This window comes from Paracoccaceae bacterium (assembly GCA_012103375.1).
GTDB lineage: Bacteria > Pseudomonadota > Alphaproteobacteria > Rhodobacterales > Rhodobacteraceae > WLWX01.
The window spans coordinates 3,748,633-3,762,241 of the sequence record WLWX01000001.1 but is presented as its reverse complement, the minus strand read 5'-3'; the positions used below and the strand labels follow the sequence as shown (position 1 = coordinate 3,762,241).

The 13,609-nt window shown below is 61.7% G+C and carries 14 protein-coding genes and 1 tRNA gene; 6 read left to right on the top strand and 9 right to left on the bottom strand.

Features of this window, described 5'->3' with window-relative positions; translation table 11 throughout:
- The 3 genes from GKR99_19180 to GKR99_19170 all read left to right on the top strand — a co-directional run bounded on the left by GKR99_19180 (position 1) and on the right by GKR99_19170 (position 2,466).
- Complete coding sequence (locus GKR99_19180) at positions 1–660, top strand: c-type cytochrome (protein NKB29564.1); 660 nt, start codon at positions 1–3, stop codon at positions 658–660.
- 23 nt (positions 661–683) lie between these two features.
- Positions 684–1,946: an NAD(P)/FAD-dependent oxidoreductase gene (locus GKR99_19175; GenBank protein NKB29563.1), complete on the top strand. Its 1,263-nt coding sequence runs from the start codon at positions 684–686 to the stop codon at positions 1,944–1,946.
- Positions 1,947–2,034: 88 nt separating this feature from the next.
- Positions 2,035–2,466 carry a DUF302 domain-containing protein gene (locus GKR99_19170; protein NKB29562.1) on the top strand — a complete coding sequence of 144 codons (432 nt, stop codon included), beginning with the start codon at positions 2,035–2,037 and terminating at the stop codon, positions 2,464–2,466.
- A gap of 13 nt (positions 2,467–2,479) precedes the next feature.
- Here the strand turns inward: GKR99_19170 and GKR99_19165 are convergent, their stop codons facing one another.
- The 8 genes from GKR99_19165 to recJ all read right to left on the bottom strand — a co-directional run bounded on the left by GKR99_19165 (position 2,480) and on the right by recJ (position 10,064).
- Positions 2,480–3,529, bottom strand: coding sequence for a YeeE/YedE family protein (locus GKR99_19165; protein ID NKB29561.1), 1,050 nt, complete (start codon positions 3,527–3,529; stop codon positions 2,480–2,482).
- A 179-nt stretch (positions 3,530–3,708) separates the two neighbouring features.
- Positions 3,709–4,653: an MBL fold metallo-hydrolase gene (locus GKR99_19160; protein NKB29560.1), complete on the bottom strand. Its 945-nt coding sequence runs from the start codon at positions 4,651–4,653 to the stop codon at positions 3,709–3,711.
- Entirely contained in the window at positions 4,653–5,561 is a 909-nt protein-coding gene (locus GKR99_19155) for an MBL fold metallo-hydrolase (GenBank protein NKB29559.1), read from the bottom strand. The genes GKR99_19160 and GKR99_19155 overlap by 1 nt, the downstream gene beginning before the upstream one ends.
- A 109-nt stretch (positions 5,562–5,670) precedes the next feature.
- Positions 5,671–6,822, bottom strand: a complete 1,152-nt coding sequence (locus tag GKR99_19150) for a hypothetical protein (protein ID NKB29558.1) — start codon at positions 6,820–6,822, stop codon at positions 5,671–5,673.
- Positions 6,815–7,456 (bottom strand): FCD domain-containing protein, encoded by a 642-nt coding sequence (locus tag GKR99_19145; GenBank protein ID NKB29557.1) that lies wholly within the window; start codon positions 7,454–7,456, stop codon positions 6,815–6,817. Before GKR99_19145 ends, GKR99_19150 begins: the two co-directional genes overlap by 8 nt.
- 380 nt (positions 7,457–7,836) lie before the next feature.
- Positions 7,837–8,049, bottom strand: coding sequence for a hypothetical protein (locus GKR99_19140; protein NKB29556.1), 213 nt, complete (start codon positions 8,047–8,049; stop codon positions 7,837–7,839).
- A gap of 91 nt (positions 8,050–8,140) precedes the next feature.
- A tRNA-Glu gene (locus GKR99_19135) sits at positions 8,141–8,215 on the bottom strand.
- 103 nt (positions 8,216–8,318) lie between these two features.
- Positions 8,319–10,064, bottom strand: coding sequence for a single-stranded-DNA-specific exonuclease RecJ (gene recJ / locus GKR99_19130; protein NKB29555.1), 1,746 nt, complete (start codon positions 10,062–10,064; stop codon positions 8,319–8,321).
- Between the two features lie 133 nt (positions 10,065–10,197).
- On the opposite strand from recJ, the gene GKR99_19125 reads away from it, so the two are divergent.
- A complete protein-coding gene (locus tag GKR99_19125) occupies positions 10,198–10,878 on the top strand; it encodes a cyclic nucleotide-binding domain-containing protein (protein NKB29554.1) in 681 nt (226 codons plus the stop codon).
- A 129-nt stretch (positions 10,879–11,007) separates the two neighbouring features.
- Entirely contained in the window at positions 11,008–11,694 is a 687-nt protein-coding gene (locus GKR99_19120) for a cyclic nucleotide-binding domain-containing protein (protein ID NKB29553.1), read from the top strand.
- 9 nt (positions 11,695–11,703) lie between these two features.
- Here the strand turns inward: GKR99_19120 and glpX are convergent, their stop codons facing one another.
- The gene (gene glpX, locus GKR99_19115; protein ID NKB29552.1) at positions 11,704–12,669 is read right to left on the bottom strand and encodes a class II fructose-bisphosphatase; all 966 of its coding nucleotides are present in this window, start codon (positions 12,667–12,669) and stop codon (positions 11,704–11,706) included.
- A gap of 155 nt (positions 12,670–12,824) precedes the next feature.
- On the opposite strand from glpX, the gene GKR99_19110 reads away from it, so the two are divergent.
- Positions 12,825–13,565, top strand: a complete 741-nt coding sequence (locus GKR99_19110; protein NKB29551.1) for a glutamine amidotransferase — start codon at positions 12,825–12,827, stop codon at positions 13,563–13,565.
- Positions 13,566–13,609: the final 44 nt, after the last annotated feature.

Below are 13,609 nucleotides of genomic sequence, written 5' to 3'. Positions count from 1 at the left end.
ATGGCGGCGAGTGTTGTGGCGCTTTGCGCGTTGGCAGCTGGGGCCTGGGCATCCGGTGATCCGGCGTCCGGCGAAAAGGTCTTTCGCAAATGCAAGGCCTGCCATCAGGTGGGCGAGGGCGCGAAAACCCGCGTCGGCCCGGTCCTGAATGGTGTTGTCGGGGCAGAGGTCGCGGCGCGCGATGACTATGCCTATTCCGATGTACTGACCGCGCGCGGCGCAGACGGCGCGATCTGGACCAGCGCGGATCTGGATCGTTTTCTGGAACGGCCGCGGGCCGACGCTCCGGGTACAAAAATGACCTTTGCGGGGCTGCGCAAGGCGTCGGATCGCGCCGACGTAATTGCCTATCTGGCGACATTTGCGGCACCCGATGCGCGCGCGGAAGAGTTTTCCGTGACGCCAGAAACACTCGCCATCGAAGGCGACACCGAATATGGTGAATACCTGTCCAGCGAATGCACGACCTGCCATCAGGCGGACGGCAGTTCCGATGGCATCCCGCCGATTGCAGGGCTGGATACCGCAACATTCGTGACCGCGATGCACGCTTACCGCGAAGGCGCGCGCGAACATCAGGTCATGCAGATGATTACCGGGCGGCTTTCGGACGAGGAAATCGCCTCGCTGGCCGCATATTTCGAAAGCCTCAAAGACTGAGGTCAACTTTAGGGAGGAAGACCATGTCACTGAACAGAAGAACTTTCCTTGGTGCGGCTGCGGCTGCAACTTTGCCGGCACCGATGGTGATGGCCGCCGGACACGCCAAACCGCGCGTCGTTGTGGTTGGCGGGGGTGCAGGTGGTGCGACCGCCGCGCGTTACATCGCCAAGGACAGCGACGGGGCGGTTGATGTCACGCTGATCGAACCAACGCGCACCTATTACACCTGCTTCTTTTCGAACCTCTATATCGGTGGCTTTAAAGAGATTGACGATATCGGCCATTCCTATGGCACGCTGGCCAGTGAATATGGGATCAACGTGGTGCATGACTGGGCGACCGGCGTTGACCGGGATGCCAAAACCGTGGCGCTGGCCGGGGGCGGCAATGTTCCATACGACAAGCTGATCCTGTCGCCTGGCATTGATTTCGTCGATGGTGCGGTGCCGGGCTGGGATCTGTCAGCCCAGAACGCCATGCCCCATGCCTATAAAGCCGGATCGCAGTCCGAGCTGTTGCGCGCGCAGCTGCGCGCCATGCCCGAAGGCGGCACCTATGCGATGGTCGCCCCGCCCAATCCGTTCCGCTGCCCGCCCGGACCTTATGAGCGGGTGTCCATGGTCGCCCATTGGCTGAAGGCCAACAATCCGACCGCAAAAATCCTGATCGCTGATCCGAAAGAAGGGTTCTCGAAACAGGGTCTGTTCGAAGAGGGTTGGGAAAAGCACTACCCCGGCATGATCACCCGCATCGGCCCGGATTTCGGCGGCGGCAATGTTACGGTCGATCCCGCAGCGATGACGCTGGAAATCGATGGCGAGGTCGAGAATGTCGACGTCTGCAACGTGATCCCGGCGATGATGGCGGGCAAGATTGCCCATGACGCCGGTGTGACGGATGGCAATTGGGCCCCGGTCAACGCCGCCGATATGTCCACCAAGGCGGATGCGGATATTCACGTGCTGGGCGATTCCAGTCAGCAGGGTGATATGCCGAAATCGGGCTTTTCGGCCAATAGTCAGGCAAAAGTCTGCGCCAATGCGGTGCGCGGCGCGCTGACCGGGTCACGGGTGTTCCCGGCGAAATTCGCAAACACCTGCTGGTCGCTGATTGAAACTAATGACGGCGTGAAGGTCGGCGCAACCTATGAAGCGACGCCCGAAAAGATCGCCAAGGTGGACGGCTTTGTCAGCCAGACCGGCGAAAGTGCCGAGCTGCGCGAGGCGACGTACATCGAATCCGAAGGCTGGTACGCCGGGATTACTGCCGACATGTTCGGCTGATCCGCAAACAGACCCGGGCCGTGTGACATGGATCAAGACGCGGCCCGCGTGACGTGCAAGATTGATCGCAGAAAACAGGAGGTGCGGCATGCTCAAGCACGCAGTTGCGATCATCGCGCTATCGTTCCCGCTGTCTGCGCTGGCAGAGGATGCGGTCACGACGGAATTCGAGGGCAGCTTTGACGATGCGACCTTTGCGGTCGAAAACGCGATCATCGGCCAGGGGCTGGTGATCGACTATGTCAGCCACGTTGGCGATATGCTGGCGCGAACCGGCGCGGATGTGGGCAGCGCGCAGCAGCTGTTCGTAGACGCCGATATCTTCCTGTTCTGCTCGGCCGTGGTCAGCCGCGAGGTGATGGAGGCGGACCCGATGAACATCGCCCACTGCCCCTATGGCATCTTCGTTACCGAAACTGCGGGCGGGGTATCCATCGGGCGCCGGGATTATCCCGACGGTCCGATGGACAAGGTCGAAGCGCTGCTTGACGGCATCATCGCCGAAGCGGCAGAGAACTGAGCGCGCGCGGCCCTCAGGCCGCGAGGGCAGCAGCGCGGTTGGTGCCGCTGAGGGCCACGCCCGTGGCCCAGCCGCCCAGTGCAATGGCCGACAGTGCGATTATCGCCGCAACGCTGCCCGATGCAATCCCGGACAGGCCCGCGCCCACGGTGCAACCGCCCGCCAGCACCCCGCCGACGCCCATCAGCGCGCCACCCGCACCGTAACGCAGGGTTTGGCGCGGGCTTTCAAAGCTGTGCAGCTTCAACTCGCCCCGTGCCGCAGCGCTGAGGAAACTTCCCCCCAGCACACCACCGATAAAGCCAACGCCAAAGCCAGCCGGAATCGCCGATGAGGCTATGGTCCAGAACAACGTGTCGCTCCACGGCAGAGTGAAGGCCGCGGACTGGACGGGCAGGGGATCGAATTCGTCAAGAAGCAAGACGCTGGTCGCCGCCCAGCCGCCCACGGCCACAAACCCGATCAGCGCGGCAAACGTCAGGTGCAATACGCTGGGCTTGGCCCGGATGACCAAAGTTGCGGCCAGACCGATCACCACCAGAAGCAAAACGGCCAGCCCGATTGGCGCAGCGGCAAGGCTGGCGATGGGCGTATCAACGGTGAAGGCGCCCAGTGTCGTGCGCAGTGGCGCAAGAACACCCTTCAGCGTGGCATGGGCGGTGATGGCAAAAACGCTCAGCACAAAGATCGCGCGCAGGTTTCCCGTCCCGCTTAGGACTGTCAGGCGCGACACACAACCGCGCGTCAGAACCATTCCCGCCCCGAACGCCAGCCCGCCAAAGACCAATGCGGCCAGCGGCAGGTCGGCTGACAGGAACCGGTGACCAGACAGATCGACAAAACCGAATGTTGCCGCCAGCGCAAACCCGACAACAGCGGCCACCAGTGCCGTCAGCCAAACCGCTCCGGCTGATGCACGCTCGTCCGATGGTCCGGCAACCGCCCGGCGCAAACAGAACCGGGTGATCTGGGCGGCGACGCCGAAAATCAGCCCAAGCAGCGCGCCCGCAATCAGGTGCAAGGTGCGCGGTTCCAGTCCGAAATCATACAGTTCAAGCAGCATGTTCTTGCCCCATCTCGTCTCTTTGATAGGGACATGTTTCCGCCATGCTGCCAAGTCAATGGAGGGGCAAAGGACAAAATTCCTTCGCGGCGCGGGTTATCGGGACGGTTTGCCGGATCGTCGTGATCTGTCAGAGATCGGTTCGGGCGCGGCGGCTGCGACGGAACCGCCGTTCCTAATCACTCAAACTCCATCTGCTCATACACGCGCCCGGCATTTCGGGTGGCCAGTTGCTCGAACGTGTCGAGGTGCGCATAGGGCGATTGATCGACGTAATACGCCTCGGCCAGGTCACCGCCAGCGTCCAGATGCGCGCCGATCTGTTCGCGCAGATAGATCAGATAATCGCGGGTATAGCGGCGCACCTGCGCCATGTTCGTCGGATGCCCATGACCGGGGATCACATAGGTCGCGCCAAGCGCCTCGAACGCGGTATCCCAGGTGTCCAGCCAGTCGGCGGTCATCGTGTCGTCGAAGATCGGCAACATGCGTTCATGGAAAGCCATATCGCCGGCAATGACCAACCCCTGTTCGGGCAACCAGACCGAGATGTCTCCGGGGCTGTGGGCCGGGCCAAGGTGCAGAACCTCAATGCGGAAATCGCCCATCTCGATGATGCGGCTGTCTTCGAAGGTCTGGGTCGGTCCGGCCAGAAACGTACCTTCGGCCTTGTCGCGATTATAGCGCTTCATGCCTTCAAGGATCTGGCCGCCGTATTCCTCGAACTCGGCAGCGGCATCTTCATGTGCAAGGATCGGCACGCCCTGTTCGGCCCAATAGGAATTGCCCAGCATCGCGTGACCCTGACCGTTTTCGTCAATCACCAGCTTCACTGGCTGGTCGGTGATCACCTTGATCTCGGCATGAAGCGCCTTGGCCAGCACATAGGCCGCGCCGCCATTCACCACGACCACCCCGTCGCCCGTGACGATGAAGCTAAGGTTGTTGTTGTGGCCGCTGTTCTCATAGGTCGGCGGCGCGGTGGCCCCGATGGCCGACCAGACATGCGGGATCACCTCGACCGGTTTCTGGTAAAGGGCCGAGCCGGGGTATTGATCGGCGATATCCTCGCTGGCCAGTGCCGGAGCGGCCAGCAGGGCGAGCGCAAGCGTCAGATGGCGCATCATGCACCCCCCGCCAGAAACCGAAAGCCATCGCCAGCGCGTTCAACCCGGCCGATACCGCCCTGCGGCAGGTGGAAACCGACAAGGCGCGTCTGCTCGCTGGCCAGCCTGTCCAGAAGCATCCCGCGCGCCGAAATCGCGTTGTTCTGATCCTGATCGGACCCGCTTGGCCAATCCGGGTGGGCAAAGGCGGCATGGTGATTGCCGATGGCATCTCCGACGATCAGCGCCGCATCGCCGCCGGCGCGGATTTCGAAGGCCATGTGTCCCGGCGTATGCCCATAGCTGGCAATCGCGGCGATGCCCGGCAACACCTCGTCCCCGTCGTCAAAGAATTCTACTGCGTCTTCAATGGCCTGCATGCGCCGCTTGGCCCCAACTGCGAAGACTGCGCGCGCCTCTCCAATGGTATCGACGGTTTCGGGGTTCCACCAATAATCCCATTCCGCACGGCCCATCATGTAGGCGGCATTGGCAAACATCGGATCATCAAAATCGTCGAGCAGCCCCCAGATATGGTCGGGATGCACATGGGTGAACAGCACATGGGTGATGTCGTCAGGCGTCAGGTCCATCGCGGCAAGACTGTCCTGCAATTTCCCCGCCGAGGGCATGAAATCCGGGCCAGAGCCGACGTCGAACAGCACCGTCCGATCATCGTCCCGGTACAGGGCCAGGTTGCAATCGGGCAGCAACGTATCGCCGCCCAGCCCAAACTCGGCCCGCAATTGCCCCAGTTGATCCTGTGGCATCGGGTCGAAAATGAAGCCGCTCGGCAAAACCAGATTACCATCGCTGAGGGTTGTCAGCCGCCCGGCGCCGATCTGAACCTGCGCAAGGGTTTGCGTGGCTGCGCCCAGAAGTGGCGCCGTCAATGCACCGGCCACGAATTTCCGCCGGTTGATCATGCCGCGACCTCCATCGAATTCGATTATCTGAATATGATTGGATCGCGCTTCATGATGCAAGGGGCAATTTTGGCCCGTGGTTCATCCGCCGCGTCGGTTCCCCGGCATGTCAGGCCGTACCAGCGCTCAGCGCGTTCGTGAAGTCGGCCCAAAGGTCTTCGGCGTCTTCTAAACCAAGGCTCAGCCGGACCAGATTGGGCGAGACGCCGAACCGTTGCATCGAATTCTGTTCGCCCGCCTGTGCCAGCGCGACACGCGCGGGCAACAGCAAGCTTTCAAAGCCGCCCCAACTGACACCCAGACGAAAACAGCGCAGGCTGTCGGCAAACCTTGGGATGTTGACGCTGTCGTCGAATTCGATCGACAACAGGCCGGACCGCCCGGTCAGCCCCGGCACCACATTCACGCCGGGGCTGTTGATTGTGCGCACCTGCGGGATCGCGGCCAGCCGATCCACGAACAGGTTTGCGGTCGCCTGATGCTGCATCATCCGCACATGCAGGGTGCGCAATCCGCGGGTCAGCAGGAACGCCTCGAACGGGGCGAGTTTCGCCCCCAACAGCGATAACGTCAGTTCGCGGATGCGGGCAATGCGGCTGTCTGAGGCGATAACAACACCCGCCACCGTATCCGAATGACCCGAGATATATTTCGAGGCCGAGTGGACGACGATGTCGATCCCTTCTGTCAGCGGGCGCTGGAACACCGGGCTTGCCCAGGAATTGTCAACGATGGTCGTCACCCCGTGCCGCCGGGCGCGACCGGCGACGCGCGCCAGATTTAGCGGTTTGAACACAATCGAGCTTGGGCTTTCCAGATAGGCCAGATCAACACCGTCCAGAAGCGCGTCATCCGTTTCGAAGGCCGCAGCCGGGTGATAGGTGACGTCCACACCAAAAGGACGCAGGATTTCCTCCATGAACCGGTAGGTGTCCGGATAGACATGTTCGACACAGGCAATGCGCTGGCCGGGCCTCAGGAACGCCATCAGCGTCGAAGCGATCGCCGCGATGCCGGATGCGAACCCAACGGCCGCTTCGCCAGCCTCGGCCTTGGCCATCAGCCCCTCGAACGCCGCAACAGTCGGGTTCTGCACGCGGGTGTAAATCGGCTGATCTGTCCGCGCGGCCATGCGGTCTTCAAAAGCCTGATAATCATTGAACGCGAATAGGGAGGTTTGGACAATCGGCGGCGTAATCGACCCGTCGCCGTCTTCCAGAACTCCGGCCAGAAGCGTGGCGAGGCTTTTGTCGTCAGTCATTCTGACCCTCCATGAAACTCAGAACCTCGGCTTCAACCATGTCCATGATCTGGGTCATGATTTTTGCAGCCTGATCGGCGTTGCCGTCCGCGATGGCCTGCGCCAGCCCCGGATGCAGCGGGATGGTCGCCAGACCAAGATGTGGCTGATCAAATGGCGCTTGATAGATGGCGTGAAAAGCGTCCTGGATCTGGCGGATCAACTGTTCAAACAGCGGATTGCCAGAGGCGGCGTATATCGCGCGATGAAACCTGTAGTCCGCTGGTCGCCAATCCTCGCCCGAGTCAAACACGGCCATCAGTTCTGCGGCCCGCGCGATCAACGCGCGACGCTGCTGCGCATCCGCCTGGCGCGCAGCAAGGCGCACCACCTCAATCTCCAACGGTCTGCGCACCGCGTGGGTGCGCAGCAGGCTTTCGGCTTCAAGAACCAGCGTGACGGGCAGGTGAATGGATTTTGTCGACACCTCAACCGCAAGCCGCGTGCCGGCCTTCTTGTTGCGCGTCACGATGCCCATGTTCTGCCACGCGATCAGCGCCTCGCGCACTTTGGAGCGTCCGACGTTCAGCTTTCTGGCAATCTCAATCTCCGGCGGCAGCTTGTCCCCGATCCCCAGACCCGCACGCTCAATCATCAGCGACAGCGCCTCAAGCACGTCGCGCCCGGAGCCTTCAAGATGTGCAAGCGCATCCGAAGCACCGGTCTTGGCCGATTGTGTTGAAAAACTCCGAAATCAGAGCGTCGCGGATTTCTTGCGAAAACCTATGAAGCGAAATAGTCGGAAAGCTTTGACCACGAGACAGCGCATGGCTGCGCGTGAGCGCATGTAGGCGATTTGGGCCGACCCCCGCGCCAAAAATTTAGGATCGGGCTGCATGGAAAGAAAAATCATCGTTCAGGCCCTAAAACGGAGTTTTTCAACACAATCGGCCGATTCCGGTTCTGAAGCTGGACCCATGGGTGCGCGCCGATATCTTGATTGCTGCGGTTTTTAGACTGGATATAGTTAATGTCCTACAAAATCAATATAATGTGTGACAATAAAAAAGACGAGATATCAGTGGATTGAAGGCGCTTAATGCCTGGTTGCAAACAATTGGTGACCAGCACATTGCGCGGGAACTGGTCGATGATGACCGCACCGTCGGACAGCAGCAACCTCTGAGCCAGCGATGTTTGGAATGCCTTCTTGCCAAAACCACCCTGAATCCCCGCCGGGATGGCCATCTTTCGGACCACGTCCGGACCTGCTTAATCTTAGCACCCGGAATGGGGCGAATAAGTTTGGCAACGTAAGGAAATCTGGCGGGTAAGAGTGTGGCAGCCCGTAGGGGAATCGAACCCCTCTTTCCAGGTTGAAAACCTGGCGTCCTAACCGATAGACGAACGGGCCACGGCGCTCTTTGTGGGCGGGGTTTTAGGGATCGCGGCTGCCAAGGGCAAGGGGATTCTTTGGGCGATTTTCATCCCCCTTAATCCGGTGCCGGATTGCGCCGTCACGCCGTCGGTGCTGCATCTTCCAGACGCATCTGAACCCGCGTGCGACCCTGCCAGTGGTTGACCTCCAGCCGACCGGCAAGATGGAACCGCCGCCCGCCGTGATCCTCCAGCGCGGGGCCAAGCGGGCCATCGAATGCGCCGAATGTGATCGTATCCAGCGTCGGGCCGCTGCCTGCACTGACGCTGAGCTTCAGGTGATTTGCGCCGACGCGCCGGGCATGGGTGATCCGCATATCGGGCATCGCCCAACGCGGGGCTGGGGCCGAGGCGCCGAACGGGCCAGCGGCCTCGATCGCCTCGATCAGGTCAACCGTGGCGGCATCCGGCATCAGCAACCCGTCAATACGCAGATCGGCCGCGCCACCGACGCCCGCCCCCTGTTTGTCCAGCAAGCCTTCCAGCCGCGCCATTGCCGCGTCCAGTTGATCGCGCGACAAACTCAGCCCGGCGGCCATCTTGTGCCCGCCACCCTTTTCCAGCAGCCCTTCGGCCACCAAACGCTGGACAGAGGCACCCAGATCGACACCGCTGATCGAACGCCCGGACCCATTGCCGTCTTCACCATCAAAGCCGATCACCACGGCGGGGCGGTGAAACCGATCCTTCAGGCGCGAGGCGACGATCCCCACCACACCGGGATGCCAGCCATCGCCCGCCGCCCAGACAAGCGCGGCATCGGTCCCGCGCGCCTCGACCTGATCGAAGGCGGCGGCCTGAACTTCGGCCTCGACCGTGCGGCGGTCGGCGTTGAGCTCTTCCAGCTTGTCGGCCAGCGCCCGCGCTTCGTGGGGGTCCGGTGTCGACAGCAACCGCGCACCCAGATCGGCCCGCCCGACGCGGCCACCGGCGTTGATCCTTGGCCCCAGGACATAGCCCAGAGAATAGGAGGTCGGCGCCCGGTTCAGCTTGGCCGCGTCAGCCAATGCCACCAACCCGGGGCGTTCACGCCGCGCCATGACAACCAGCCCCTGCCGGACCAGGGCCCGGTTCACCCCGATCAGCGGCGCCACATCCGCAACCGTGGCCAGTGCCACAAGATCAAGCATGGCCATCAGATCAGGGCCCGCCGCGCCGCTGGCGCGCAATTGGCGATTGGCCTCGACCAGCATCAGAAAGACAACTGCCGCCGCACAAAGATGCCCCAGCGCACCGTCTTCGTCCTGCCGGTTCGGGTTCACAACCGCCGCCGCTGCGGGCAGCGTTTCGCCGCCCAGATGGTGATCCAGCACGATGACGTCTGCCCCGGTCGCAGCCGCAATCGGACCATGGGACAGCGTCCCGCAATCTACACAGATGATCAGGTCATGGTCCGCCGCCAGCGCTGCCATCGCGCCCTCATTCGGGCCGTACCCCTCATCAATCCGGTCGGGGACATACAGCGTGGCCTGGTGGCCGATCCCGCGCAGCCACCATTGGATCAGCGCCGCCGACGCACCGCCATCAACATCATAATCCGCGAAGATGGCGATTTTCTGCTGTGCCGCGACGGCTGCAAGAAAAATCTTGGCGGCCTGTTCCATGTCCTTCAGACCACGCGGGTCAGGCAGCAGATCGCGCACCGCCGGGGTCAGAAACCCCTCAGCCTCGGCCGCATTGACGCCCCTTGATGCCAGTATGCGCGCAATGGCCGGATGCAGCCGGGTCGCCTGCAGCAATGCTTCGGCCTGGCGATCATCCTCGGCCGTTGGACCCACCCATCTGCGCCCCGACAAAGACGCCTCAACCCCCAGAAAATGGCTCATCAGGGTGGCGTTGTATGATCGGCGCGGCGCATCCCACAGCCCTAGCGCAAGCGCAGGGCGAAGGAAAAGCCCAACTTGGTTTGACAAGCAGCGATCCGACCCGGAAAATCACGCTATAATCAGGAGGGCACAGATGGAATTATACGGATTGTCGGCGGCATTGCTGGTCTATGTCGCGTTTGCCTTTGACGTGTCCGGGTTTCTGGCCCGTGACGAATTGGTGCTGCGTGTGCTGATGCTGGCCGCGATGGTGTTTTACATTCTCTATTACCTGTTCGTAACCGATACCCCCCTTTGGGAGGCGATCATGACCGATAGCGTCCTGATGGTTGTGAACATCGCGATGATCATCATCATCACAATGGAACGAACGACGCTGTCGATGAATTCGGACCGGGTGCGCCTGTTTGAAAAGTTCGAGATGCTGACGCCCGGGCAGTTCCGAAAGCTTTATAAATTCAGCCACTACGCAATTGCCCCCAATGAGGTTGTGCTGTGCCGCCAGGGCGAGGCCGTAAAGCGGCTGACCTATATCGTTGAGGGGTCTGCGACCCTGGTCAAAGACGGCGCGCGCTATTCGATGAATGCCGGTCAGTTCGTGGGCGAGATCGGGTTCCTGACCGGTGACGCTGCAACCGGCGACGTGACGCTGTATGCCGGGTCCGAGTATCTGTCCTGGGATGTCGGCAAGCTGCAACAGACGTTCGACAAGCAGCCAGCGCTTCGCGCAGCGATGCTGGCGCAGTTCAACCTGGATCTGGTGGGCAAGGTTGCGCGGGGCGTTCCTTTGGGATCGATCTCGGCCACGGTCTGACCCGTCGGGGCGGACGCAAATCACGAAGGCAATACTGCGGGGCGACCCGATGCTTCCCCTTGGGGCAACACCCTGAATTCATTGACTTGGTGGCCTGAATGAACGATCCCCGAAACTGGTCATTCGGCCATGGGGGTTCTGATGCTTGGATTGTCGGTCGCGGTATTTGTCTATGCCGCTTTCGTGTTTGATGTTTTCGGGTTTCTCGCGCGTGACGAGCTTTGGTTGCGCCTGCAGATGATGGCGGCCATGATGCTGTACATCATCTATTACTACCTGGTTGCGGATGCCCCGCTGTGGGATGCGATCATCACCAACGGGACACTTGCTGCGGTCAATCTGGCCATGATCTTCGTTGTCATTGCCGAACGCACGACATTTTCGATGACCAGCGAAACAGCGCAATTGTACAAAAAATTCACAATGCTGTCGCCGGGCCAGTTTCGCCGCCTGCTGCGGCTTGGAGCACGCGCCACGACCATCGACCCCAAGGTTCTGGTGACCGAAGGGGCACCGATCGACACGGTCTATTTCGTCATCAACAACACCGCCCGGCTTGAGAAAAATGACGAGGTTTTCCCCCTGGAATCCGGATCCTTTGTCGGAGAGATCGGATTTCTGACCGATCAGCCGGCCTCGGCGACCGTATCAGTCGACGCGGGCACCGAGTATTTCGCCTGGGATGTGGCAGAGCTCCACCGCGTGTTCGCACGCTCGACAGGTTTGCGTAACGCGCTATTGGCACAGCTGAACAAGGATCTGGCCAACAAACTGTCGCGCAGCGTTCCGATCCGCACAGGCATCCAAACAGCCTGAGCCGGTCAATCAGTCCAGCTTGTGACGATAGGAAATCCGCCGCACCGACCCGGTCTTGGACCGCATAAGGATTGTCTCAGCCGTCAGATACCCCGGTTCGCGCTGAATGCCCGGCAGGATTGATCCGTCGGTCACGCCGGTGGCGGCAAAGATGACATCCTGCGTGATCATGTCATCGCGGGTATAGACCCGGTCCAGATTTTCGATCCCGACCTTGCGCGCGCGGCCGCGTTCATCATCGTTGCGGAACATCAGCCGGCCGAAGATCTGGCCGCCCATGCATTTCAACGCCGCTGCGGCCAGCACACCCTCGGGCGCGCCGCCAGACCCCATATAGATGTCGATCCCGGTCTTTTCGGCTTCTGCGCAATGGATCACCCCGGCCACGTCGCCATCGGTGATCAGCCGGATCGCCGCCCCGGTTGTGCGCAACTCTGCAATCATTGCCTCGTGACGGGGGCGTTCCAATACGCAGACGGTGATATCGCGCGTGCTGCACCCTTTGGCGGCGGCGAGTGCCGTGATCCGCTCGGACGGGGACATATCCAGCGTTACCACCCCGGTGCGAAAGCCCGGCCCGATCGCCAGCTTGTCCATGTAAACATCGGGCGCATGCAGCATCGACCCGCGCGGCCCCATTGCGATCACCGCCAGCGCGTTGGGCATGTCCTTGGCCGTCAGGGTCGTCCCCTCAAGCGGATCAAGCGCGATGTCGACGGCGGGGCCGTTGCCGCTGCCAACCTCTTCACCGATATAAAGCATCGGCGCCTCGTCACGCTCTCCCTCTCCGATGACGACGACGCCGTTGATGTCCAGCAGGTTCAATTGCGTGCGCATCGCGTCCACCGCCGCCTGATCGGCTGCTTTCTCGTCCCCGCGCCCGATCAGATTGGCCGAGGCGAGCGCCGCCGCTTCGCTGACACGCGCCAACCCAAGGGACAGCATCCGGTCTTCAAATATCTCATTGGCGGGCATCGCGATCTCCATTCTCATCACTCCGTCCGACCGGCCTAACGCGCCGGGGCCACGGGCCGCAAGTGGGCGTGCCAATGATAGCGTCGGACAGGCGGATCCGGCGCACCAGACGCATGCCCCTTGATCCGCGCGATCACATCCGGCACTCCAAGGCAATGAAACCATTTCTGATCCTGCAACTCAGGCCCGAAGACGAAGCTTCGGATGACGAGTATCTGGCGATCCTCGACAAGGCGGCGTTGGTGGCGGATGACACTCATCGCATCCGGCTGGATCAGCAAACGCTGCCCGACGCGCTGGATCTGGCGTCCTATTCAGGTGTGATCGTCGGCGGTGGTCCGGGCTGCGTCAGCGATGCGCCGGATGAAAAGACCGCGGTCGAGGCCCGCATCGAAGCCGCCGTGCTGTCGCTGATGCCCGCAGTCACTGACGGCGACGTGCCATTCATGGGCTGCTGCTATGGTATCGGCATATTGGCGCATCATCTGGGCGCGCCGGTCGGCAAACAGCAATTCGCGGAACCTGTCGGGCCGGTGCGCTGCAACGTGACGCCCCAGGCAATTGGCGATCCGATTCTGGCGGGGCTGCCCGGCCAGTTCGACACATTCGTCGGCCACAAGGAAGCGGTGCAAAGCTTGCCTGACGGTTGCGTGCATCTGATGACCTCGGCCCCATGTCCGTTCCAGATGATCCGTTACAAATCAAACGTCTATGCCACGCAATTCCACCCGGAAGCGGACGGCGCCGTGTTCGAGACTCGTATCCGGCTGTACCGCGACAAAGGCTATTTCCCGCCCGGCGATGCCGACCGCCTGATCGCCCTGTGCCGGGCCGCGGATGTAACCCAACCCGAACGCATCCTGGCCAATTTCGCCGCCCGCTACAGGCGCGACTGACGCCGCATTAGGGCAATCGCCGCGATCACATCCCGCGCCCACCC